The sequence below is a fragment of the Mesorhizobium sp. B283B1A genome (assembly GCF_020165735.1).
GTDB classification, from domain to species: domain Bacteria; phylum Pseudomonadota; class Alphaproteobacteria; order Rhizobiales; family Rhizobiaceae; genus Mesorhizobium; species Mesorhizobium opportunistum.
In genome coordinates this window covers 14,215-38,057 of the sequence record NZ_JAIUIQ010000032.1, presented here as the reverse complement: position 1 = coordinate 38,057, position 23,843 = coordinate 14,215, and the positions used below count along the sequence as shown (strand labels likewise).

General features: G+C 64.0%; 23 protein-coding genes. 17 read left to right on the top strand and 6 right to left on the bottom strand.

What is annotated here, in order from left to right:
* Positions 1–9 precede the first annotated feature (9 nt).
* The 3 genes from LB577_RS23785 to LB577_RS23775 are packed head-to-tail and all read left to right on the top strand — an operon-like array spanning position 10 to position 1,970.
* Positions 10–855: an ABC transporter ATP-binding protein gene (locus tag LB577_RS23785; RefSeq protein ID WP_224689053.1), complete on the top strand. Its 846-nt coding sequence runs from the start codon at positions 10–12 to the stop codon at positions 853–855.
* Complete coding sequence (locus tag LB577_RS23780) at positions 852–1,601, top strand: ABC transporter ATP-binding protein (RefSeq protein ID WP_224689052.1); 750 nt, start codon at positions 852–854, stop codon at positions 1,599–1,601. The genes LB577_RS23785 and LB577_RS23780 overlap by 4 nt, the downstream gene beginning before the upstream one ends.
* Positions 1,602–1,631: 30 nt before the next feature.
* Positions 1,632–1,970, top strand: a complete 339-nt coding sequence (locus LB577_RS23775) for a hypothetical protein (protein ID WP_224689051.1) — start codon at positions 1,632–1,634, stop codon at positions 1,968–1,970.
* A gap of 12 nt (positions 1,971–1,982) precedes the next feature.
* Here LB577_RS23775 and LB577_RS23770 read toward each other — a convergent pair whose 3' ends face one another.
* The 3 genes from LB577_RS23770 to LB577_RS23760 are packed head-to-tail and all read right to left on the bottom strand — an operon-like array spanning position 1,983 to position 7,293.
* Positions 1,983–5,081, bottom strand: a complete 3,099-nt coding sequence (locus LB577_RS23770) for an efflux RND transporter permease subunit (RefSeq protein WP_283257908.1) — start codon at positions 5,079–5,081, stop codon at positions 1,983–1,985.
* The gene (locus LB577_RS23765) at positions 5,081–6,157 is read right to left on the bottom strand and encodes an efflux RND transporter periplasmic adaptor subunit (protein WP_224689047.1); all 1,077 of its coding nucleotides are present in this window, start codon (positions 6,155–6,157) and stop codon (positions 5,081–5,083) included. The genes LB577_RS23770 and LB577_RS23765 overlap by 1 nt, the downstream gene beginning before the upstream one ends.
* Complete coding sequence (locus tag LB577_RS23760) at positions 6,154–7,293, bottom strand: efflux RND transporter periplasmic adaptor subunit (RefSeq protein ID WP_224689032.1); 1,140 nt, start codon at positions 7,291–7,293, stop codon at positions 6,154–6,156. Before LB577_RS23760 ends, LB577_RS23765 begins: the two co-directional genes overlap by 4 nt.
* Positions 7,294–7,531: 238 nt before the next feature.
* Here LB577_RS23760 and LB577_RS23755 point away from each other — a divergent pair, with 238 nt between their 5' ends.
* Complete coding sequence (locus LB577_RS23755; RefSeq protein ID WP_224689030.1) at positions 7,532–8,809, top strand: 4-aminobutyrate--2-oxoglutarate transaminase; 1,278 nt, start codon at positions 7,532–7,534, stop codon at positions 8,807–8,809.
* 110 nt (positions 8,810–8,919) lie between these two features.
* On the opposite strand, the gene LB577_RS23750 is transcribed toward LB577_RS23755, so the two are convergent.
* From LB577_RS23750 to LB577_RS23740, 3 genes are read right to left on the bottom strand one after another with little or no spacing between them, the layout of a single operon-like run.
* Positions 8,920–9,210, bottom strand: coding sequence for a type II toxin-antitoxin system RelE/ParE family toxin (locus LB577_RS23750; protein ID WP_263496212.1), 291 nt, complete (start codon positions 9,208–9,210; stop codon positions 8,920–8,922).
* Positions 9,211–9,251: 41 nt separating this feature from the next.
* Positions 9,252–9,482 (bottom strand): type II toxin-antitoxin system ParD family antitoxin, encoded by a 231-nt coding sequence (locus LB577_RS23745; protein ID WP_224689027.1) that lies wholly within the window; start codon positions 9,480–9,482, stop codon positions 9,252–9,254.
* 37 nt (positions 9,483–9,519) lie between these two features.
* Positions 9,520–10,773 carry an NAD(P)/FAD-dependent oxidoreductase gene (locus LB577_RS23740; RefSeq protein ID WP_224689025.1) on the bottom strand — a complete coding sequence of 418 codons (1,254 nt, stop codon included), beginning with the start codon at positions 10,771–10,773 and terminating at the stop codon, positions 9,520–9,522.
* Between the two features lie 447 nt (positions 10,774–11,220).
* Between LB577_RS23740 and LB577_RS23735 the strand changes: the two genes are divergently transcribed.
* From LB577_RS23735 to LB577_RS23675, 13 genes are all read left to right on the top strand, one after another.
* A complete protein-coding gene (locus LB577_RS23735) occupies positions 11,221–12,510 on the top strand; it encodes an imelysin family protein (protein WP_224689023.1) in 1,290 nt (429 codons plus the stop codon).
* 110 nt (positions 12,511–12,620) lie between these two features.
* Entirely contained in the window at positions 12,621–12,932 is a 312-nt protein-coding gene (locus tag LB577_RS23730; protein WP_224689020.1) for a (2Fe-2S)-binding protein, read from the top strand.
* Positions 12,898–13,383 carry a bacterioferritin gene (gene bfr, locus LB577_RS23725; RefSeq protein WP_013891287.1) on the top strand — a complete coding sequence of 162 codons (486 nt, stop codon included), beginning with the start codon at positions 12,898–12,900 and terminating at the stop codon, positions 13,381–13,383. The genes LB577_RS23730 and bfr overlap by 35 nt, the downstream gene beginning before the upstream one ends.
* 12 nt (positions 13,384–13,395) lie before the next feature.
* Positions 13,396–14,997 carry a di-heme oxidoredictase family protein gene (locus LB577_RS23720; RefSeq protein WP_224689018.1) on the top strand — a complete coding sequence of 534 codons (1,602 nt, stop codon included), beginning with the start codon at positions 13,396–13,398 and terminating at the stop codon, positions 14,995–14,997.
* The gene (locus LB577_RS23715) at positions 14,997–16,076 is read left to right on the top strand and encodes an imelysin family protein (RefSeq protein WP_224689017.1); all 1,080 of its coding nucleotides are present in this window, start codon (positions 14,997–14,999) and stop codon (positions 16,074–16,076) included. Before LB577_RS23720 ends, LB577_RS23715 begins: the two co-directional genes overlap by 1 nt.
* Before the next feature lie 352 nt (positions 16,077–16,428).
* Complete coding sequence (locus LB577_RS23710; protein ID WP_224689014.1) at positions 16,429–17,535, top strand: DUF1513 domain-containing protein; 1,107 nt, start codon at positions 16,429–16,431, stop codon at positions 17,533–17,535.
* A 93-nt stretch (positions 17,536–17,628) separates the two neighbouring features.
* Positions 17,629–18,306 (top strand): tRNA (adenosine(37)-N6)-threonylcarbamoyltransferase complex dimerization subunit type 1 TsaB, encoded by a 678-nt coding sequence (gene tsaB, locus LB577_RS23705; protein ID WP_224689010.1) that lies wholly within the window; start codon positions 17,629–17,631, stop codon positions 18,304–18,306.
* Positions 18,306–18,800, top strand: coding sequence for a ribosomal protein S18-alanine N-acetyltransferase (gene rimI / locus LB577_RS23700; protein ID WP_023779435.1), 495 nt, complete (start codon positions 18,306–18,308; stop codon positions 18,798–18,800). The genes tsaB and rimI overlap by 1 nt, the downstream gene beginning before the upstream one ends.
* Before the next feature lie 21 nt (positions 18,801–18,821).
* Positions 18,822–19,622 (top strand): lysophospholipid acyltransferase family protein, encoded by an 801-nt coding sequence (locus LB577_RS23695; protein WP_224689008.1) that lies wholly within the window; start codon positions 18,822–18,824, stop codon positions 19,620–19,622.
* A 75-nt stretch (positions 19,623–19,697) separates the two neighbouring features.
* A complete protein-coding gene (gene miaB / locus LB577_RS23690) occupies positions 19,698–21,119 on the top strand; it encodes a tRNA (N6-isopentenyl adenosine(37)-C2)-methylthiotransferase MiaB (protein ID WP_224688999.1) in 1,422 nt (473 codons plus the stop codon).
* Positions 21,120–21,202: 83 nt separating this feature from the next.
* A complete protein-coding gene (locus tag LB577_RS23685) occupies positions 21,203–22,195 on the top strand; it encodes a PhoH family protein (RefSeq protein ID WP_023766987.1) in 993 nt (330 codons plus the stop codon).
* Between the two features lie 17 nt (positions 22,196–22,212).
* The gene (gene ybeY / locus LB577_RS23680; RefSeq protein WP_224688997.1) at positions 22,213–22,713 is read left to right on the top strand and encodes an rRNA maturation RNase YbeY; all 501 of its coding nucleotides are present in this window, start codon (positions 22,213–22,215) and stop codon (positions 22,711–22,713) included.
* Positions 22,714–22,741: 28 nt separating this feature from the next.
* Positions 22,742–23,836, top strand: coding sequence for a hemolysin family protein (locus LB577_RS23675; protein ID WP_224688989.1), 1,095 nt, complete (start codon positions 22,742–22,744; stop codon positions 23,834–23,836).
* The last annotated feature ends 7 nt before the right edge of the window (positions 23,837–23,843 follow it).

The following is a 23,843-nucleotide window of genomic DNA, read 5'->3' as shown; positions in this document are numbered from 1 at the left end:
TGGTGACCAATGAGCAGGGAGACGAAGACGCTGCTTGAGGTCGACGATCTCCGCGTCACCTTTCCGACCCGCACCGGCCTGATCGAGGCGGTGCGCGGCGTCTCGTTCTCGCTTGGCCGCGAGCGCCTCGGCATCGTCGGCGAGTCGGGCTCGGGCAAGTCGCAGACCGGCCGTGCCATCATGGGACTGACACCACCCCAGGCCCGCATATCGGCCAACAAGCTGGCCTTCGACGGCATCGACCTGCTCGACATCTCGCCGCGCCAACGCCGCGCGTTGCGGGGCAACCGCATCGCCATGATCCTGCAGGATCCGAAATATTCGCTCGACCCGGTCATGAGCATCGGCCGCCAGATCGTCGAGACGCTGCGCACGCATGAGAAGGTCTCCAAGGCCGAGGCGCGCGAGCGCGCGCTGGCCATGCTGGAGGCGGTGCAGATCCGCGACCCCAAGCGGGTGTTCGACCTGCATCCGCACGAAGTGTCCGGCGGCATGGGCCAGCGCGCCATGATCGCCATGATGCTGATCGCCGGGCCGGAAATGATGATCGCCGACGAACCGACCTCGGCGCTCGACGTCACAGTGCAGCTCGATGTGCTCGGCATCCTCGACAGGTTGGTCAGCGAGCGTGGCATGGGCCTGATCTTCATCTCGCACGATCTGCGCCTAGTCTCGTCCTTCTGCGACCGCGTCATCGTCATGTATGCCGGCAAGGTGGTCGAGCAGCTCAAGGCCTCCGAACTCGGCCAGGCCCAGCATCCCTACACGCGCGGCCTGCTCAATTGCATGCCCAAGATCGGCGCCGACCGTCACCCGCTGCCGGTGCTCGACCGCAAGCCGGAGTGGGCGGCATGACATCAGCGATCGCCGTCGACGGGCTGGAAGTGATCTTCGACCGCTTTCGCGCGCTGAAGGGCGTCAGCCTCGACGTGCAGCCGGGCGAATCCTTCGGCCTTGTCGGCGAATCTGGCTCCGGTAAATCGACGCTGCTCAGGGCAATCGCCGGCCTTGCGCCGGTCGCTTCCGGCAGCCTCGCCGTCAACGGCAAGACGCTTGGCACGCGCCGCGACAAGGCTTTCTACCGCGAGGTGCAGATGGTCTTCCAGGATCCGTACGGCTCGCTGCATCCACGCCAGACCGTCGACCGCCTGCTGCAGGAGCCGCTGGCGATCCATGGCTTTTCCGACGGCGAAAAACGCATCCAGCGGGCGCTCGACGAGGTCGGTCTCGGCAACGGTTTCCGCTTCCGCTACTCGCATCAATTGTCCGGCGGCCAGCGCCAGCGCGTGGCGATCGCGCGTGCGCTGATCCTCGAACCCTCGATCCTGCTCTTAGACGAGCCGACCTCGGCGCTCGACGCCTCGGTGCAGGCTGAAGTGCTCAACCTCCTCGAAGAGGTCCGACGGCGGCGCAGGCTGACCTTCCTGATGGTCAGCCACGACCTCGCCATCATCACCCACATGTGCGAGCGGCTGATGGTGATGCAGAGCGGTGAGGCGGTGGAGAATCTGACCGCAAGCGACCTTGTCGAGCGCCATGTCACCAAGGATTATACGCGCAATCTGCTGAGGGCGAGCGAGGGGTTCGTGAGGACCGTTTGAATTCGTTCTTCGACGGTCTTGGGGGATTCCATGGAGCAATGGAGATTTGAAGACCCACCCAATGTCGCGGTGCTATCGGATCGAGGCATATTTAAAAGTGGCGATTGGATCGCATACGTTGTGCATGAAGCTGATGACGACGATAGCTACAACGATGAAGGTGGCAGCTGGCAATTCCACAACAGCGAAACTGGACCTGCTGACGAAGGCGACATTATGATCGTCAGCTTGCAAAATGTTTTGCGGAGGGATGAAAGCATCCTGGAATTGGCCGATTTGCCAAAAGGCTGGCATGCTTGGCGCAGTTCCAAATCGTCGCCGTGGCAGCGCGCCAAATCACTCCCTGTACCCTCCAACGACAACGAATGATCCGGTTACGTCCTAGGCCGGAGTCTGCACTGGTTCGCCGATATCCGGAACGGGTGGCTCATCCCGGTTTTTTGGCTCCTTGATCCGGAACCACGTCACATAGAGCGCTGGCAGGAAAAGCAACGTGATCGCCGTACCCGCGATGATGCCGCCCATCATCGCATAGGCCATCGGCCCCCAGAAGACTTCGCGCGCGATCGGGATCAGCGCCAGGCTGGCTGCCGCCGCCGTCAGCGCGATCGGCCGCATGCGGTGTTCGGTCGCCTCGATGACGGCCGCCCAGCGGTCCTTGCCCTCGCGCACAAGATCCTCGATCTGCACGATCAGGATGACCGAGTTCCGGATCAGGATGCCGATCAGCGCCAGCACGCCCAGGATGGCAACGAAGCCGAGCGGGGCGCCGCTCGGCACCAGGGCCGCCACCACGCCGATCAGCCCGAGCGGCGCCACCGCCACCACCAGGAACAGGCGCTGGAAGCTTTGCAATTGCACCATCAGGATGGTCGCCATCACGAACAGCATCAGCGGCACCACGGCGGCGATCGGACCTTGGCTTTTGGCGCTCTCCTCGACCGAACCGGCGGTTTCGACCGAATAGCCTGGCGGCAGCTTGGCGATGAAGGCATCGACGGATGGCTTGAGTTCGTTGACCACCGTGGCCGGCAGCACATCGCCGACGAGGCCGGCCCGCACGGTGATCGTCGGAATGCGATCGCGCCGCCACACGGTCGGCTGTTCGAGGTCGTAGCGGAAATTGGCCACCGCCGCGAGCGGGATGGCCTCGCCGCTGCTGGTCGGGAGCTGCATGTTCTGCAGCGTCCCGATCGAGCCGCGCTCGGCATCGCGTGAGCGCGCCACGACATTGATCAGGTAGGTGGCGTCGCGCACCTGCGTGATCGTGGCGCCGCCGACTGTGCTGTTCAGCGCGCTGGCAATGTCGGAGGAGGTGATGCCGAGCTGGCGTGCCTTGTCTTGCAGCACGTCGACCCTCAGCACGCGTTGTGGCTCGTTCCAGTCGAAGGTCGACGCGGCGAGCCTCGGATTGGCCGAGATCACGCCGGCGAATTGCTGCGCCAGCTCGCGCACCGTCTGGATGTCGGGTCCGCCGACGCGGTATTGCACCGGGCGGCCGACCGGCGGGCCGAGTTCGAGCAGCTTGACGAAGGCGTCGGTGCCGACGAACTCCTCGCGCAGCAGCTTTTCCAGCGCCGGCTTTACCCGGTTGCGCGCCTCGATGCTCTTGGTGACGATGACGGTCTGGCCGAAATAGGGGTTGGCCGGCTGCACGTCATAGGCCAGCACGAAGCGCACCGCGCCCTGGCCGATGTAGGACGAGAAATGGTCAATGTCGGGATTGCCGACCAGCGCCCGCTGCTCGAAGCGCTCCATCTGGTCGCGCGTGTCGGCAATCGACGAATTCTGTGGCAGGTTCCAGTCGACGATCAGCTCGGGCCGGTCCGACGGCGGGAAGAACTGCTGCTGCACCAGGCCGAAGCCGGCGATTGAGCCGGCAAACAACAGCACTGTGGCGACGATGGTCAGCCAGTGATGGCGCACCGAGCCGACAAGCACCCGCCGGAACAGCGAGGTGAAGCGGCCCGGCTGGTCGTGATGCTTGGTTTTCATCGTCGCCGGCAGGATGGTGACGCCAAGTAGTGGTGCAAACAGCACCGCCACGATCCATGACACCAGCAGCGAAACAGCGATGACCACGAACAGCGTGAAGGTGTATTCGCCGGCCGCGCTGTTGTTGAGGCCGATCGGGATGAAGCCGGCGACGGTCACCAGCGTGCCGGTCAGCATCGGGAAGGCGGTCGAGGTGTAGACATAGGTCGCCGCCTTGCGCAAATTGTCGCCGACCTCCAGCCGCGCCACCATCATCTCGACGGCGATCATGGCGTCGTCGACCAAGAGCCCGAGCGCGATGATCAGCGCGCCAAGCGAAATGCGCTGCAGCGAAATGCCGAGATAGGCCATGACGGTGAAGGTGATGGCCAGCACCAGCGGGATCGACAGCGCCACCACGAAGCCGGCGCGCATGCCGAGGCTGATGAACGACACCGCGAGTACTATGGCCACCGCCTCGAACAGCGCGCGGGTGAAACCGGAGACGGCCTCCTCGACGATGACCGGCTGGTCGGCGACCAGATGCACGCCGACGCCGACCGGCAAGTCGGCCAGCACCTTGTTCATCTCCTTGTGCAGCGCTTCGCCGAATTCGAGCAGATTGGCGTTGGGCTTCATGCCGATGGCGAGCCCGATGGCATCCTGGCCGTTGAAGCGGAACAGTGCTGTTGGCGGATCGGCATAGCCGCGCGTGATCGTCGCCACGTCGCTCAGCCGGAAAAAGCGGTCGTTGACGCGCAGATTGATGGCGCGAAGGCTGTCCTCGGAGGTGAACTGGCCGCCGACGCGCACGCTGATGCGCTCCGGTCCGGACTGGATGACGCCGGACGGCGTGATCGCGTTCTGCGCCTGCAGGCTCGCCACGATCGCCTGCTGGTTGAGGCCGAGTGCCGCGATCTGGCGGGTCGAGAATTCGAGATAGATCGCCTCGTCCTGCGCGCCGACCAGATCGACCTTGCCGGCATTGGGCACGGTGAGGATCTTGGTGCGGGCATCCTCGACATAGTCGCGCAGCTGGCGTGGCGTCAGCCCGTCCGACGTGAAGGCGTAAATGTTGCCGTAGACGTCGCCGAAGCGGTCATTGAAGAACGGTCCTTGCACACCTTGCGGAAACTGTGCCGCGATGTCGTTGACCATGTTGCGTACCTGAATCCAGTTCGGCACCACATCGCGCGCCTTGGTGGTGTCCTTCAGGTTGACGAAGATGACGGTCTGGCCGGCGGTGGTGACCGATCTGGTGAAGTCCAGGCTGTCGAGTTCCTCGAGTTTCTTCTCGATACGGTCGGTCACCTGCTGCACGGTTTCCTTGACCGAAGCGCCCGGCCAGTTGGCCTGGATGATCATCGTCTTGATAGTGAAGTTGGGGTCTTCTTCACGGCCGAGGTTGAGGTACGAGAACACGCCGGCCACGACGAAGACCAGCATGAAATACCAGACCATGGAGCGGTGGCTGAGCGCCCAGTCGGAGAGATTGAAGCCCTTCATCAGACGCCGCCCTCCGGAACTTTGACCTTCTGGCCCTCGCTCAGGCTGTGGACGCCGGCGGTGACCACGCGCATGCCGGCCTCAAGCCCCTCGGCGACGATGAAGGTGGCGGCACGCTTGGCGGCCACCTTGATCTCCTTCGCGCTCACGCTCGATGTTTGCGGGTCGACGATCCACACCTTGTCGGCACCGTCCTTTTCGAGCAGCGCCGACAACGGCAGTTCGATCGTCGGCGTCACCTTGGTCATGCGCGTCGCCGTCACCGTCGAGCCGAGCCGGAAGGCCTGCGGCGGATCGGTGAGCGTCAGCTTGACGCGCCGGGTGCGGGTCGAGCCCTCGGACTGCGGCGCGATCTCGCGCAGCCTGGCCTCGGTCTGGATCGTCGGCAGCGATTGCAGGATGACCTGGAACGGCGTGCCGGCCGCGAGATCGCCGGTCAATTGGTCGGGAATGTCGACCACTGCCTCGCGCAGGTCCGAGCGCGCCACGGTGACGACCGTCTGGCCCGGCGAGACCGTCTGGCCGACCTCGGCGCCGACGGCCGTGACGACGCCGTCGAAGTCCGAGAACAGCCTGGCATAGCCAAGTTGTTCCTGCGCCTTGGCAAGCGAAGCCTTGGCCCGCTCCACATTGGCCTCGGCCGCTTTCCTTGCCTGTTGGGCGGCATCGAAGACAGCCTGCGAGGCGTTGGCCGCGGCAAGCAGTTGGCGCTGGCGTTCCTCACTGGCGGCTGCATTGGCAAACTGCGCCTCGGCGTTGGAGAGTTCCGCCTTGGCCGCCTGGACAGCGAGTTCCAGCGCGGTCGGATCGAGCGTGGCGATCGTCGTGCCCTTGCTGACGATGTCGCCGACCTTGACGTCGCGCGAGACAACCCGGCCAAGCAGACGGAAAGCAAGGTCGGCGCTGACCTGCGGCTCGACCGAGCCGGCAAAGCCGAAAATCTGCGTGGTGCGCGGCTCGACCACCATCGACAGCACCGGCCGGATGATCTCCGGCGGCTTTTCATCGGATTTCGAGCAGGACGCGAGCGCGCCCAACATGAACAGGCCTAGCAGGACGGATGGCAGCCGGCTCATTGCCCCGCTCCGGATATTTCGACGGTCTGTCCAGGGCTAAGCAACTGTCCGCCCGCGGTGACGACGCTTTGGCCCTCGTTCAGTCCCTTGGCGATCGCCACCGTGCCGGAACCAAACGCCAGCACCTCGACAGGCGCCATCGTCACCGCCTTGGTCGAGGGGTCGACGATCCAGACCGCCGGCTTGCCGGCGCTGGACGTCAGCGCCTGCCAGGGCAGCAGGACAGCCTTCGCCTGTTTGGCGCTGACCGAACCGATGACGGCTGCCCCCAGCGGCATGCCGGCGGGCGTGTCGGGAATGCCGACCTTGACCCGGACTGAACCGGAGGCCGGATCCACCGCCGGCGAAATTTCGCGCACTTGGCCGGTCGCCCTGACCTGTGGATCGGACAACAATGTGATCGTCACCGCGGGCGAGGCGGGTGTCCTGGCGACTAGCGTCTCCTGCACGTTGAACACCGCGTCGCGGTCGCCGTCCTCGGCGACGGTGAAGACGGTCTGCGCCGCTTGCACCACCTGGCCGGTTTCGACCTGACGGGCGGTGATCACGCCGGCGGCTCCTGCCTTGAGCTCGGTGAAGGACAGGTTTTGCTGGGCATTGGCGAACGCGCTCCGCGCGGCATCGACGCTGCCTTGCGCCACCTTCAGCGCCTGGTCGGCCGCATCATAGTCGCGCCGGGTGGTGAAGCCCTGGGCCAGCAGTGTCTTCTGCCGCTCGAAAGCGGCGACGGACTGGGTCAGCTGCGCCTGCGCAGCATCGAGATCGGCCTGTGCCGAACGCAGGTCGGATTCCTGCTCCTGCGGGTCGATACGGGCAAGCACCGTGCCCTCGTCGACATGCTGGCCGACATCGACGAGCCGCTCGGCGACGCGGCCGCCGACCCGGAACGACAGATTATTCAGCGTGCGCGCGGCGATCACGCCGGTCAGCGAGGTTCTCGGGGCATAGTCGGCCATCGCCACCGTCTCGGTGCGCACCATGATGGGCAGTTTTTTGGCCGCCGCCTCCTGCTTTTGACAACCGGCCAGCAGCACCGCCGCAGTGCAGGCGAAGATCGTCGAAGCGGCTGGAAAAGACAAAAGGCGGGGAGCTTGGGCCGACGGCGGCGAGACGGACGATGTCGCGTTCCTGCTCATGGGCTCCCCCAGCCGCGGGGCGCTCGCTGAGCGCGGTACCTCGCGGATATCGGGAGGATAATCGATCCCCGGAAAAAGGAAACCGCTCTCGTACGCGTATCGTCCCGCTGGTTAAGGTTGGGGATCCGTCTGCCGCAGGCCCAATCGCCCGCCGGTGGTGCCGACTTGAGGAAAACATGAAATAAGGTCAGAAGACGGTATCAAACGAGAACGGGCGCCGGCCCGATGAGGGGACATCATGAAGAATTCAGCCATTTCCGAACGCAAGAACCAGTCGATCTCGCGCGGCGTCGGCATGACCACGCAAATCTATGCCGACCGTGCTGAAAACTCGGAGATCTGGGATGTCGAAGGCCGCCGCTACATCGATTTCTCCTCGGGCATCGCGGTCGTCAACACCGGCCACCGCCACCCAAGGGTGATCGAGGCGGTCAAGGCACAGCTCGACCGCTTCACCCACACCTGCCACCAGGTGGTGCCCTATGAGAGCTATGTGCGGCTGGCCGAACGGCTGAACGCAATGCTGCCCGGCAAGTTCGAGAAGAAGACCATTTTCGTCACCACGGGCGCCGAGGCGGTCGAGAACGCCATCAAGATCGCCCGCAACGCCACCGGCCGACCGGCGGTCATCGCCTTTTCCGGCGGCTTCCATGGCCGCACCTTCATGGGCATGGCGCTGACCGGCAAGGTGGTTCCCTACAAGGTCGGCTTCGGCGCCATGCCGGGCGACGTCTACCATGCGCCATTCCCGGTGCCGCTGCACGGCGTCTCCACAGCCGATTCGCTGGCCGCGCTCGACCGGCTGTTCAAGGCCGATGTCGATCCGGCCCGCGTTGCCGCCATCATCGTCGAGCCGGTGCAGGGCGAAGGCGGTTTCTACGAAGCGCCGCGCGAGTTCCTGACCGCGCTGCGCAAGCTGTGCGACCAGCACGGCATGCTGCTGATCGCCGACGAAGTGCAAACCGGCTTTGCCCGCACCGGCAAGATGTTCGCGATGGATCATCATGAGGTGGCGGCCGACATCACCACCATGGCCAAGAGCCTGGCCGGCGGCTTTCCGCTGTCGGCGGTCACCGGCCGCGCCGAGATCATGGATGCGCCCGGCCCTGGCGGCCTCGGCGGCACCTATGGCGGCAGCCCGATCGGCGTTGCCGCTGCACACGCCGTACTCGACGTGATCGAGGACGAAAAGCTGTGCGACCGCGCCAACACGCTGGGCGCGCGGCTGAAGCAGCGCCTGCAGTCGATCCGTGACGACGTTCCCGAGATCGTCGATATAAGGGGCCTCGGCTTCATGAACGCGGTCGAGTTCAACGACGTCAAGAAAGGCTTGCCGTCGGCCGAGATCGCCAACGCCATCCGATTGAAGGCGCTCGACAAGGGCTTGATCCTGCTGACCTGCGGCGTCTACGGCAACGTCATCCGCTTCCTGGCGCCGATCACCATCCAGGACGAAGTCATGAACGAAGCGCTCGACATCCTGGAAAGCTCGATCCGCGAAATCTGCGCCGCCTGAAAGCCTTTACCTCCCACTCATGGGGAGGTCGGACCGAAGGTCCGGGTGGGGGGCTTGGCGCCGCCCCCCGCTCCGCAGCGGCCCCCACAAGGTGAGGGTAAAACGTGCCATCAGGAGCTCGGATTCTGTAACCAGGCTGGAATGTCCATCTTGGCGTGCAGCACCCGCCACACATCGATATGGTCGGCCTGTTCAATGTAGAAAATCAGGTATGGGTGGCGCTTGAATTGCACGCTGCGTAGCCCAGGCAATCCAATTTCGTAGCCATACCTGAGAGAGCCCGATGCCGGATGGCTGGCCATCAATCGGTAGGCGTCTTGAAGGTCATCGACATAGCCCAACGCCACATGGGAACCAACTTCGCGCGCATAATAATCAACGGCGTCCTCGATATCCCGCAAAGCAAGGCTCCGAGGAACGATTGCCTTTGCGGCCACTTGATCTATTGGCCCTGCGCTCGTCTTCGCAGCGCTGCGAAATAGTCATCATCAATGGCAGTGCCCGGCGCGGATGACGCGCCTTCAAGGAGCAAACCGCGCAGAAGCTGACGATCCTGATCGTGGCGGATCAATTCACGCACATACTCGCTGCTTGTGCCATAGCCTCGATCGGTCACTTGCCGATCAACGAAATGCTTCAAGCTGTCAGGCAGTGAGATATTCATTGTGCTCATACCCACATTTTAAGGCGCATGGCAAAAATTGGCAAGCTTAGGCACTAGCCTTGGCCGGCTCCATGTTCTGGAAGGCTGCCAATGCCGCTTTGAGCCCCTCGGGCCCCGCGGCGATGGTGTCCGCCGTCGGCGAAAACCTGGCGCCGAGCATCTTGCGGCCAAGCATATGGTCGCCGGGGCGGTTGACCGATTCGATGCCGAGCAGCCGATCCCCGGCATAATGGTAGATCGAGAACTTGTTGTCGGGCAGGTCGCCGAGCACGACATGGCTGTCGCCGCCGGCGGTCAGCCCGACCATCTGCAGCTTCATGTCGCCAATGTCGGACCAGAACCACGGCACGGCGCAATAGGCATCGGCATGGCCGGTGATCGTGCGTGCGGCGAGCCGCGCCTGGTCGGTGGCGTTCTGCACGGATTCCAACCGCACGTCGCCGCCGGTGAACCAGTGCCGGTAGGAGGCGGCATCGCCGATGGCCAGGATTTCCGGTGCCGAACTGCGCATCTGGTGATCGACACGGATGCCGTTGGCGATGGTGAGGCCGGCGTCCTGCGCCAGTTCGACGTTCGGCACGGCGCCGATGCCGACGACGACCATGCGCGCCGGCAGCCTTTCGCCGGTCGAGGTGATCGCAGCCGCGACATGGCCGTTTTCACTTTCAAGCCTTGCAATCGACGTGCCGGTGAGGATGCGCACGCCCGTCGCTTCCAGCCTTTGGCGGACATGGCTCGCCACCACCGGTGCAACCGCTCGGCCGAGCAGCCGGTCGAGCGCTTCGACGACTGTCACGGTGCGGCCGGCCGCCCTCAACGTCGCGGCGATCTCCAGTCCGATGAACCCACCGCCGAGGATGACGACGTCGTCGCTCCTTGCACTCAATTCCCGGATCAGCCGCGCATCGGAAAGCGAGCGCAGCGACAAAACGCCGGACAAATCCGCGCCTGGCAGCGGCAGCAGGCGCGGGCGCGATCCGGTCGCCAGGACCAGACGGTCGAAGGCAATTACGCCGCCGCCGGCGATCTCCAGGCCGCGACGGCCGGCATCGATGCGCTCGATCCGGATGCCGGGCCGGTAGTCGATGGCGTTGCCGGTGTAGAAGGCTTCGCCACGCAAGGGTTGCGGCTTGGCTTCGGCGTCCTTGATGAAGGTCTTCGACAGCGGTGGCTTGTGGTAGGGCAGTTCGTTCTCGTCACCGATGAGGATCACCGGCCCGTCATAGCCGTCCTCGCGCAGGCTTGCCGCCGCTTGCACGCCTGCATGACCCGCACCGACAATGACCACGCCGTTCTTCATCGCATTCCAATCCCGGTTCGATTCTAGGATGCCTCGCCAAGTGGCAATTGTCTGACGCCGCCGCAAGAGCGTGTCTGCGGGTCGCACCCGGAATGGCGGCTGTCAATCGTGTAGCTACCGGGCGTGCTGTTCCCGGGCAAAGACGGTGAGCAAGGTCATAAAGTTGACCGTTGTAGTTTAGAATAGTTCTAAACTATTGTTTCAATTGACTTTTCCATTCGATTTTCGTTGACTTCCACCAGCGTCGAAGCTTTATGGAAACCTGCGCGCTGGCGCATCCCCTGATGTTTGGGCCTTGAACCCGTTCGATTGGAGGCATTTTTGGTGTCTTTCTTCCGCGAACCGCGCGATGACGCGGCAAGTCTTGTGCCTTATGGCATCGATGTGGCCTGGCGCGGGTTGCCGCGCGCGCCATTCATGAAATTCCCGAGAAACTGGAGAGCGATAATGACAGCACGATATGGCGGCAGGCTTGCGGCGATGGGCGCCACGGCCTTGCTGACGGCAGCGGTGTTCGTGCTGCCCGCCAAGGCGCAGACCGATGCTAAAGCGGTCATCACGACTTATTCCGACATAGCGCTCGCCAAATACGAGGATTCGCTGACCACCGCGCAAGCCCTCGACAAGGCGGTCGACGCGCTGCTCGCCAACCCGTCGGCGGATACGCTCAGGGCCGCCCGCGAGGCCTGGAAGGCGTCGCGCGTGCCTTACCAGCAGACCGAGGTCTACCGTTTCGGCAACAAGATCGTCGACGACTGGGAGGGCAAGGTGAGTTCCTGGCCGTTGGACGAAGGCCTGATCGACTATGTCGCCAAGAGCTACGGCACCGAGTCCGATGCGAATTCGCTCTATACGGCCAATGTGATCGCCAACAAGGAGATCGAGATCAACGGCAAGAAGGTCGACGCCTCGAAGCTTTCGCCGGAATTCCTCTCCGGCACGCTGCAGGAGGCTGGCGGCGTTGAAGCCAACGTCGCCACCGGCTATCACGCCATCGAGTTCCTGCTCTGGGGCCAGGACCTGCATGGCACCGGCCCGGGCGCCGGCGAGCGCCCCTATACCGACTATGATCTCAAGAACTGCACCGGCGGTAATTGCGACCGCCGTGCCGAATATCTGAAGTCCGCCAGCACCCTCCTGGTTTCGGACCTGCAGGAGATGGTCGGCAACTGGAAGGCGGATGGCGCGGCGCGCAAGGCCCTGGCCGACGGCGAGCCGAACACCGCCATCTCGACGATCTTCACCGGCATGGGCTCGCTGTCCTACGGCGAACTGGCCGGCGAGCGCATGAAGCTCGGCCTCTTGCTGCACGATCCCGAAGAGGAGCACGACTGCTTCTCCGACAACACCTACAACTCCCATCTCAACGACGCCATCGGCATCCGCGCCGCCTATCTCGCCAGCTATACCAGGCTCGATGGCACTGTCGTCTCGGGGCCTTCGGTGCACGAGATGGTGAAGGCTGCCGATCCGGCGATCGACAAGGAACTGTCTGACAAGCTCGACGTCACCGTCGCCAAGATGGAGGCGATCAAGGCTCGGGCCGAGGCTGGCGAGGCCTATGACCAGCAGATCGCCGAGGGCAACACCGAAGGCAATGCGACCGTGCAGGCTGCGATCGACGCCTTGATCGACCAGACCAAGTCGATCGAGCGCGCCGTCGGTTCCCTGAAGCTCAACGCCATCGCCTTCGAGGGCTCCGACAGCCTTGACGCACCCGACAAGGTGTTCAAGTAAGGGCCGAACTGGAGCTGGTCCGGAGCCCAATAATCGGCTTCGGAGTGGGCTCCAGAAGCGAAACAAGCCACACGGCGCGGAAGGCGCCGTCAGCCATCCGAGCACTGTAAATGCTAATCTGCCATTGCAACATCATCACCGAGAAAGAGATCGAGCAGACGATCATCGATCTGCTGGATCAGGATCCCTGGCAACTTATCGTGCCGGCAAAGGTCTACCACACGATGCAGAAGCGCGGTCGTTGTTGCGGCTGCTTCCCAAATGTGGTCGAAACGATCATTCGGGTCACCGAGAACTACCACGCCCGCTCGGAGGCGAGTGGCGTGGACATCGTTTCACACCTGGACCGCGTCAGGGGCCTGCGCGTCCAATACGGGAGCAGAATTCATGAAAGGCGAACCGCAGGTCATCGAGCGGCTTAACGAAGCTCTGTTCTTGGAACTCGGAGCGGTCAATCAGTATTGGGTGCATTTCCGCCTGCTCGAGGACTGGGGGTATGCCAAGCTGGCCAAGAAGGAGCGGGCGGAATCGATCGAGGAGATGCACCACGCCGACAAACTCGTCGCCCGCATCATCTTCCTCGAGGGCCATCCGAACCTGCAGTCCGTGGCGCCGTTGCGCATCGGGCAGAACGTCAAGGAAGTGCTCGAATCCGACCTTGCCGGCGAATATGACGCACGTACCGCCTACAAGCGCTCGCGTGAAATCTGCAACGAGGCCGGCGACTATGTGTCGATGAAGCTGTTCGAGCAATTGCTGGCCGACGAGGAGGGGCATATCGACTTCCTGGAGACGCAGCTCGATCTGCTTGCCTCGATCGGCGAGGAAAAATACGGCCAGCTCAACGCCGCATCGGCGGACGACGCGGAGTAAGGATATGCGGGAATGCGGCGCCCCTTAGAATTCTTGCGCCGCTCGCGGCGGGCCGAAAGCTCGCCGCACCTTCGGAAGACGCCAGCCGGCTCGACGGGTCGGCGCTGCGCCATTCTCGTGCTGGTGCTGACCTCGTCGGCGCTGGCCAGCGACCTTCAACCCCCCGGCCTCGCCACCACGCGCACCGACCTCGATGCGAAGGATCAGGCGCGTGTCACCGCCATCACTAGGCCGACCACGGATTTCTCCAGGCCCGAGCGGTTCGAGTTGATGCAGGGTGGCGCCGGAACCTCTGAGAAGGACGTCAACCGCGACGCCTTCTCGCAATCCTCGGCCAACATCACCTTCGAGGAAGAAGGCACCTTCAAGCTCGGCAATGCGCTGTTCCGCAAGAACTGGGTGTCGTCGCCATCCTCGACGCAGGCCTCGGACGGGCTTGGCCCGCTGTTCAACGAACGCGCTTGCCAGAATTGCCATCTGAAGGATGGCCGCGGCCGTCCGCCGCAAGGCGACCTTGGCAGCACCTCGATGTTCCTGCGCTTGGCCCGAGACGCCAGCAGCGCGGAAGAGAAGGCCGCCCTTGCCGATCACCAGGTGCTCAACTTCCCCGACCGGGTCTATGGCTCGCAATTGCAGGAGTTGGCGGTGCCCGGCCTGCGCGGCGAAGGCAGGATGCATGTCGACTATCAGGAACGTAAGGTAGAGTTGACGGATGGCACCGTGGTTTCCCTGCGCAAGCCCAGCTATTCAGTCACCGATCTCGTCTATGGGCCGCTTGATCCGCGTACGACATTGTCGCCGCGCCTGACGCCGCCGATGATCGGGCTAGGCCTGATCGAGCAGATCGCGCCGGCCGATATTCTGGCCCATGCCGATCCGCAAGACCGTGACGGCGACGGCATTTCCGGCAGGCCGAACATCGTGCGCGACGGCCAGGGCGGGGAACTAACGCTTGGCCGTTTCGGCTGGAAGGCGCAGACCGCGTCGATCCGCCAGCAGGCGGCCGATGCCTTTGCCGGCGACATCGGTATCTCGACGCCGGAAGAACCAAAACACTGGGGTGACTGCACCGCCGCGCAGGCAAAATGCCTTGCCATGCCAAACGGCGTACAGCAGCGTCTTGGTTCCGCCGAAGCGCCGCCACCGGTGATGGATCTCGTCACCTTCTATTCGCGGAACCTGGCTGTGCCGGCGCGCCGCGATCGCGACGCGCCCGATGTGCTCGCCGGCAAGAAGGTCTTCTACGACATCGGCTGCGTTTCCTGTCACACGCCGAAATTCGTCACCCGCCGTGATGCCCCTGACAAGGCGCAGGCCTTCCAGCTGATCTGGCCCTATTCCGACTTCCTGCTGCACGACATGGGGTCCGATCTTGCCGACGGACAGGCCGTGGGTGAGGCCACGGGCAACGAATGGCGCACCCCGCCGCTGTGGGGCATCGGCCTTACCTGGACCGTCAACGGCAATTCCTTCTTTCTGCATGAGGGACGCGCGCGCAGCCTGACCGAGGCGATCCTGTGGCATGGTGGCGAGGGCCAGAAGGCGCGCGACCGTTTTGCCACCGCCGACGCCGCTGAGCGCAGTGCGTTGCTCAAATTCCTGGAGTCACTTTGATGCTGAAGCGTTCCGCGCTGTTTCTCGTTCTTCCGCTGGCCTTGCTGGGCTCTTTGCCCGCATCGGCGGCGGTGAAGGCCTCCGATGTCATCCAGGGCGCGATCGACGGCTTTGTCCGCCCGGCCTATGCCGGCCTGCATGAGCACACACAAACCCTGGCGAAGGCGATGCACGAGCTGTGCGAAGCGCCTTCGCCAGGGGAACTCGACGCGGCGCGGACCGAATTTTCGGCCACGGCCTATGCCTGGTCGTCGGCCGAGATCATCGGCTTTGGGCCGATCAAGGAGAACAACCGGCTGGAGCGCATACTGTTCTGGCCGGACCGCAAGAGCATAGGCCTGAAGCAGGTGCAGGCGGCATTGTCGGCCAAGGACCCGACCGCAACGAACCCGGCACAACTGGCCGGCAAGAGCGTTGCCATGCAAGGGTTCGGCGCGCTGGAATTCGTGCTTTTCGGCGACGGCGCCGATGCGTTGGCGGGCAAGGACGATCCCTACCGCTGCGCCTACGGCGCGGCGGTAGCCGGCAATATCGAGACCATGACCAAAGACGTCAACGACGCCTGGAACAAGCCCGACGGCTTTGCCGCGCTTTGGGCCAATCCAGGGCCGCAAAACCCGCTTTACCGCGACGGCAACGAAGCCGTTACCGAATTGGTCGGCGTCTTCATCAACGAGCTGGAAATGGTTCGCGATGTCCGCCTGAAGGGGTTTCTGGGTGGCAAGCCCGAGGCCGACAAGCCGAAACAGGCGATCTACTGGCGCTCGCAAAACACCGGCAATTCGCTGGCCGGAAACCTGGACGGCATCGATCGGCTGTTCCAGGTCTCGAAGCTTGGCGACGCATTGCCTGAAGATGCGCGCTGGATGGCGGAATCGATCCACATCCAGCTCGTCAACGGCGTCGCCACCGCGAAGTCGGTCCAGGGTCCGATCGACAAGGCACTCGCCGATCCGGCGCTGCGCGGCAAACTCGAGCATTTCGCGCTGATCACCTCAAGCCTGTCGACCCTGATCGGCACAAGGCTGACCGCCGAATTCGGCCTGACCGCCGGCTTCTCGTCGCTGGATGGAGACTGAGCGTGATGTGGAAGGTGGCCGAAGCCCCCGGAACTTCGTCATCCTGGGGCGGAGCAAGGAGCGTAGCGACGCGGCGCAGACCCCAGGATCCATGCCGTGACCGCAAGGCGTTGCAATGGTTCAGAATTCTGCTCCGCTGCACCCTACGGTCAAGGTCACGGCATGGATCCTCGGGTCTCCGCGACGGAGCTTCGCTCCTGCTCCGCCCGTGGATGACGACGTTCCGGGGGCTTCAGCCAACGTCCAATGTCTGCGGTGTATCATTCCAAGAATCGGTAAACCCCGGGCGTCCGCTCCGATCCGCAAAAATTACCATGTCTTGGAACGAGCCGGTGCAGGGGCGGGCCATCTCATGAGAACCTCACTCATCGATCGCCGGGATTTTCTCCGGGCCGCGGGCATCGGCTTTGCCGCGGCGATGGCGCCGCCGGCGTGGGCCATGACGCTTGCGGCGGACGCTGTCTTCGCCACCGCCTTCGTCAAGCGTGACGGCAGTTTTGGCGCCGCCGTCCTGTCCGAGGCCGGCAAGGTTCTGCACGCGATCGACCTGCCTGATCGCGGCCATGACGTCACCTTCGACCCGATGTCGAAGCGTTCGGTTGTCTTCGCCCGCCAGCCCGGCACCTTCGCTGTCGTCTTCGATCACACCGGGCGCGACGCCCCGCTGACCATCGCCAGCATCCCTGGCCGGCATTTCTTCGGCCATGGCGTATTCTCGCCCGACGGCGCCTTGCTCTACGCCACCGAGAACGACTTCGACAACGCCGCCGGGGTCGTCGGCGTCTACGATGCGCGCGCGAAATTCAGCCGTGTCGGCGAATTCCCGACGTATGGGATGGGGCCGCATGAGCTTCTGCTGCTGGGCGACGGCAGGACGATCGCGGTTGGCAATGGCGGCATCGAGACCCATCCGGATTACGGCCGGGCGGAGCTCAACATCGCCACCATGAAGCCGTCCTATGTGCTGGTCGACCGCGTCACCGGCGATCTCATCGAAAAGCACGAACTGCCGGCGCCATTGCACCAACTGTCGATCCGCCACATGGACACCGACCAGGCCGGCACCGTCTGGTTCGGTTGCCAGTACAGGGGGCCGGGCACGGATCGTCCGCTGCTGGTCGGCCGCGCCGCGCGCGGCAAGGACTTGCAGTTGCTCGACATGCCGGGGGACGTGCTGGCCGGCTTCCGCAACTATATCGGCTCGGTCGCCACCAACCCTGGATCCGGCACCGTCGCCGTATCGTCGCCGGAAGGCAATTCGTTGGTCGTGATCGATGCTGCCAGCGGCCAAGTCCTCTCGAACAGCGCGCTGGTCGAGGTCTGCGGCGTGGCGCCGGATGGGACTGGCTTCATGGCCACCACGGGTGCGGGCGAGATCATCGAAGGCAGCGGTGCGATGCGGTCCGAGCCGGACTATGTCTGGGACAACCACATGCTGCGCATCGAACAGGTGGCATAGCTCGCCGGTCGAAGCGAAGCCGCTTAACAAATTATGCTTGCGGTGGCGCGCCTTGGCGGGCACAGGGAAATGTTTCTCGGAACCGGTTGTTTCATGAAAGTGCTTGCCATCGACTGTGCCGCCAGCCTCTGCGCCGCCTGCGTCTACGACGCGGCGGCTGGGCTGGAGCTTGGCCGCTCGGTGCTCGATCTCGGCAAAGGCCATGCCGAGCATCTGATGGCGGTCATCGCCGAGGCGCTGAAGGCGGGCGCCACCGACTATGCCGGTCTTGGCGCCATTGCCGTCTCCGTCGGTCCAGGTTCCTTCACCGGCCTGCGCGTCGGCGTCTCGACCGCGCGTGGTCTGGCGCTGGCGCTCAAGATTCCCGCGATCGGTGTGACGACGCTCGAGGCGCTGGCGGGTGAAGCAGCAGCGGCATTTCCCGGCCGCGCCGTGCTGGCGGCGCTCGATGCCGGGCGTGAAGAAATCCATGCCGCTCTCTATGATCAAATGTCAGTTTTGACTTACGGTCCGGCCGTCGCCACGCTGGCTGAGGCCACTGGAATGGCGATCGAAAGCTCTGCGGTGCTGGCCGGCACCGCGGCAGCACAGATCGCCGCATCGGCCGGTCGTGGTTTCGATATCGGGCCTCGGACGGCCACCGCCGACATCCTCACCTACGCCCGACTGGCCGCCGTCAAGGGCGCGGGCGATAGGCCGAAACCGCTTTATTTGCGCGGTGCGGACGCCAAGCCGCAGGCCGGATTCATCCTTTCGAGGCAAAAAAGTTAATGCGCATACCTTTCCTCCAGCCGCGCCGCCGGGACTATGCGCTCGAGCCGCTCAGGATCACCGACAGCCAGGCCGTCTCGCTGCTGCATCGCGAGGATTTCGTCCGCCCGTGGACCGATGGCGAGTTCGCCTCCCTGCTCGAACAGGACACCGTGTTCGGTTACGCCGCACGCGAAACCGGGCAGGGCGCCAAGCCGCCGGTTGGTTTCGTGCTGGCCCGGTTGGCCGCCGGCGAGGGCGAGATCCTGACTGTTGCGGTGGCGCGATCGCATCGTCGCCAGGGACTTGGCTGGCAGCTGATGGATGCGGTGCTGCGTGAACTGCACGCGCAACGCGCCGAAGCGCTGTTCCTCGAGGTCGACGAGACCAATGTCGCCGCGATCGCCCTCTATCGGCGGCTGGGCTTCCGCGAGGTCGGCAAGCGGCCGGACTACTACAGATCGCCCGATCGCGGACCGACCGGCGCGCTTGTCATGCGTCGCGATCTTCGCTAGCCAGAAGACCGGGGTAGGGCGATGATCAAGAAAATCAGAATTTTCCTGGCCCTGGGCCTCGTCGTCGCCGGTTCGCTGATCCTCGTGCCGTTGCAGATCCTGTCGATGAAGACCGGCTGGTGGCCGGAAACATTCATCCTCAAGATATGGCATCGGCTGATCCTCAGGGCGCTCGGCCTGCGCGTCCATGTCAACGGGACGCTGGCCGACAAACGGCCCTTGCTGGTTGCCTCGAACCACATTTCCTGGACCGACATCATGGTTCTGGGCTCTTTTGCCGATGTAAAATTCATCGCCAGGGCCGATATGGAAGGCTGGCCGCTGATCGGCATGCTGTCGAAGCTGCAGCGCACCGTCTTCATCGAGCGCGAGCGCAAGCGCTCCTCGGGCGACCAGGCGAGCGAGATCGCCAATCGCATGGCCAAGGGCGACGCCATGGTGCTGTTCGCCGAGGGCTCGACCGGTGACGGCAATGCCATCCTGCCCTTCAAGAGCACCCTGTTCGGCGCCGCCTCGATGGCGATTTCGGAGGGCTCGGCCGAGCAGGTCTTCATCCAGCCGGTGGCGATCGTCTATACCCGCCTGCACGGCGTGCCGCTCGGCCGCCGCCACCGGCCGATCTCGGCCTGGATCGGTGACGAGGATTTGATGCCGCATCTCAAGGTGCTGATGGCGGAAGGCGCACTCGATGTCGAAGTGCATTTCGGCGAGCCGATTGCGTTTTCCAAGGGTTCGAACCGCAAGGAAACGGCGAAGCTGATGGAAAGCCAGGTGCGCGATATGATGATGGCGGCACTCGCCGATCCGCGCCCGAGCCGCTAATTCCGGCCCCGTGTCTGCGGGCGCAGGGCGAGAATCGTCTGTTTTTTGTCACGGAAAGGCGTTAGAAGCCGCCAGATGGACTTGAACACGATTGAAAACGACGACATCGGCACGCTGGCTGGACAGCCGGCGGTGCACGCCGTGGCAGCGAAAAAGGTCTTCATCAAGACCTATGGCTGCCAGATGAACGTCTATGATTCACAGCGCATGACCGATGCGCTGGCCGCCGACGGCTATACCGCGACCGATGCCATCGGCGAGGCCGATCTGGTGCTGCTCAACACCTGCCATATCAGGGAAAAAGCCGCCGAAAAGGTCTATTCCGAACTCGGCCGCATCCGCGACATGAAGGCGGAGCGCGCCAGCGTCGGCCGCGAGATGTTGATCGGCGTTGCCGGCTGCGTGGCGCAGGCCGAAGGCGCCGAGATCATCCGCCGTTCGCCCGCCGTCGATCTGGTCATCGGGCCGCAGACCTATCATCGCCTGCCAGACGTGTTGGCGAGAGTGCGCGGTGGCGAGAAGATCGTCGACACCGACTATGCCATCGAGAACAAGTTCGAGCATCTGCCGCAGCCGAAGCGCGCCGAGGTCATCAAGCGCGGCGTGACCGCCTTCCTCACCGTGCAGGAAGGCTGTGACAAGTTCTGCACCTTCTGCGTCGTGCCCTACACCAGAGGCTCCGAAGTTTCGCGGCCGGTGGCGCAGATCGTGGCCGAGGCCGAGCGCCTGGCCGAGGCCGGCGTGCGCGAGGTGACGCTGCTAGGCCAGAACGTCAATGCCTGGCACGGCCAGGGCGATACCAATGGGGGCAGGACCGAGGAATGGGGCCTTGGCCGGCTGCTGCATCGGCTGGCCGAAATCCCCGGGTTGGCGCGGCTGCGTTACACCACCAGCCATCCGCGCGACATGGACGACGAACTGATCGCCGCCCACCGCGACCTGCCGTCGCTGATGCCCTATTTGCATCTACCCGTGCAGTCCGGATCGGACCGCATCCTCAAGGCGATGAACCGCAGGCACACGGCCAGGGATTATCTGACGCTGCTCGACCGCATCCGCGCTGCCCGGCCCGACATCGCGCTGTCAGGCGATTTCATCGTCGGCTTCCCTGGCGAGACGGAAGCCGATTTCGAGGCGACCATGGAACTGGTACGCCAGGTGAACTACGCCTCGGCCTTTTCGTTCAAATATTCGCCGCGTCCGGGCACGCCGGGCGCCGAGATGGCCGGTCACGTGCCGGAAACGGTCAAGGACGAGCGCCTGCAGCGTCTGCAGGCACTGCTTCTGAAGCAACAGCAGGATTTCGGCTTGAGCCTGGTTGGCTGTACTATCGACACGCTGATCGAGAAGCCCGGCCGGCAGGCCGGCCAGAAGGTTGGCCGCTCGCCCTGGCTGCAGCCGGTTATTGTTGATGAAAAGGCCGGCGAAATCGGTGACATTATCCAGGTGCGAATCACGAAGACGGGCTACAACAGCCTGTTCGCCGAATTGGCCTGAGGGTCTCGGCAGATGAGGAGAGACGGTTGAGCGCAGCAGAGCTGAAGAACCTGCCCCCGGTACCGGCATCTGGGGCTTCTGATATGGCGCACATCGTTCTGACTTTCGACAACAACAAGCTTGCCAGCGCCCTTTACGGCCAGTTCGATGAAAACCTCGCCCGGCTCGAGCAAAAGCTCGGCGTCGACATACGCTCGCGCGGCAACCAGTTGACCATCAAGGGATCCGCTTCGGCCGCCGAACAGGCACGCCGCGCCTTGGACAATCTCTACGGGATCCTCCAGAAGGGCGTCGATATCGGCCAGTCCGACGTCGATGGCGCCGTGCGCATGGCGGTCGCCGCCGACGATCAGCTCACGCTGCCGACGCTGGAGCGCAAGGGCAAGGTTTCCGCTGCCCAGATCGCCACCCGCAAGAAGACGATCTATGCCCGCTCGCTCAACCAGGACGCTTATATGCGGGCGCTGGAGCGGTCGGAACTGGTGTTCGGCATCGGTCCGGCCGGTACCGGCAAGACCTATCTGGCGGTGGCGCACGCAGCGATGCTGCTCGAACGCGGCATGGTCGAACGCATCATCTTGTCGCGGCCGGCCGTCGAGGCCGGCGAACGGCTGGGCTTCCTGCCGGGCGACATGAAGGAGAAGGTCGATCCCTATCTGCGGCCGCTCTATGACGCACTTTACGACATGATGCCGGCCGACAAGGTGGAGCGTGCGATTGCCGCCGAAGTCATTGAAATCGCGCCGCTCGCCTTCATGCGCGGCCGCACGCTGGCGCATGCCGCCGTCATCCTCGACGAGGCGCAGAACACCACGCCGATGCAGATGAAGATGTTTCTCACCCGTCTCGGCGAGAACTCGCGCATGATCGTCACCGGCGATCCCACCCAGATCGACCTGCCACCGAGCACCAAATCGGGCTTGGTCGAGGCCTTGCGTGTGCTCGACGGTGTGGCCGGAGCGGTAACCGTGCGCTTCAACGATATCGACGTCGTTCGCCATCCGCTGGTGGCGGAAATCGTCAGGGCATATGACCGCGACGCCAAGCTGGCGCGGGGCCTCGGTGCCGAGAATTGATCTGTCGATGTGGCCTCATGCCTGAGGACAGTACATCCATTGACGGGAGCCTTCCCGTCGAGATCGATATATCGATTGAAGCGGGCGACTGGCCCGCTGAGGCAAGCCTGGCGCGATTGGTCGATCGCGCTGTCGCGGCTGCTTTCGCCGAAACTGGTGCGGCAGGACATTCCGAACTCAGCATCGTTTTTTCCGACGACGCTCATATCCGCACCTTGAATGCGGACTGGCGCGGCAAGGACAAACCCACCAACGTCTTGTCTTTCCCGGCTTTTCCGCATGTGAAGGATGGTCCGCTGCCGCCGATGCTGGGCGACATCGTGCTCGCCGCCGAAACCGTGGCGCGCGAGGCGGCACTGGAAGACAAGCCCTTGGAGAACCATATCACCCATCTCGTGATCCACGGCCTGCTGCACCTCATGGGCTACGACCACGAGACCGACACCGAGGCCGAAGCGATGGAAGCCGTCGAACGCGCAGCGCTTGCAAGGCTTGCCATTCCCGATCCCTACGCGTAACTACAAAAGACCAATTGACCGGACGAAGATGAACGACAAACCAGAGACTGCCGCCCGCCCCGACGCCGGCAGTGCGCCCAAGGCTTCCGATACGTCGGAAGAGGGATCAAGTCCGAGTACCGTTACTCCTGGTGCTGCCAGCATCGGCAGCGTTGCCAGCGAAACTTCGCCTGCCGGCCCCTCCCTGTTCGAACGCGTGCTGGGTCTGTTCCGGCAACGCAACGGCACCAGCCTGCGCGAGGAAATCGCCGGCGCGCTGGCCGAGACGGCGAGTGATGTTGAGTCCTTCTCGCCTGGCGAACGCGCCATGCTCAACAACATCCTGCGCCTGCGCGAAGTGCGGGTCGAGGACGTCATGGTGCCGCGCGCCGACATCCAGGGGGTCGAGATCACGACGACGCTCGGCGACCTCCTGGGCACCTTCGAACAATCCGGCCATTCCCGCATGCCGGTCTATTCCGAGACGCTCGATGATCCGCGCGGCATGGTCCATATCCGTGATGTTCTGGCCCACATCACCAAGCTCGCGCGCGTCAAGAAGGGCCGCACCACCAGGAAGACGCCGGTCGTCACGCAGCTCGATCTTGCCCAGGTCGACCTTTCGAGCACCATCGGCGAGCTCAACCTGATCCGCCAGGTTCTGTTCGTGCCGCCATCGATGCTTGCCTCCGACCTGATGGGCCGCATGCAGACGACGCGCACGCAAATGGCGCTGGTCATTGACGAATATGGCGGCACGGACGGGCTTGTCTCGCTCGAGGACATCGTCGAAATGGTCGTCGGCGACATCGAGGACGAGCATGACGACGACGAGCCGATGATCACCCAGGCCGGTGACGGCGTGTTCGTCGTCGACGGCAAGGCCGAGATCGACGAAGTCGCCAAGATGATCGGCGAGGGTTTCGCCGCCGGCGAACATGGCGAATATGTCGACACCATCGGCGGCATGATCTTCAACACGCTCGGCCGCGTGCCGGCGCGCGGCGAGGTGGTGCAGGCCATTCCCGGTTTCGAGTTCCATGTGCTCGATGCCGATCCGCGCCGCGTCAAGCGCGTGCGCATCGTGCAGAGCCAGAAGGGCGAGCGCCGCCGGCGCGCCACGGCGCGCACCGAGCAGGCGTGAGCGTTTC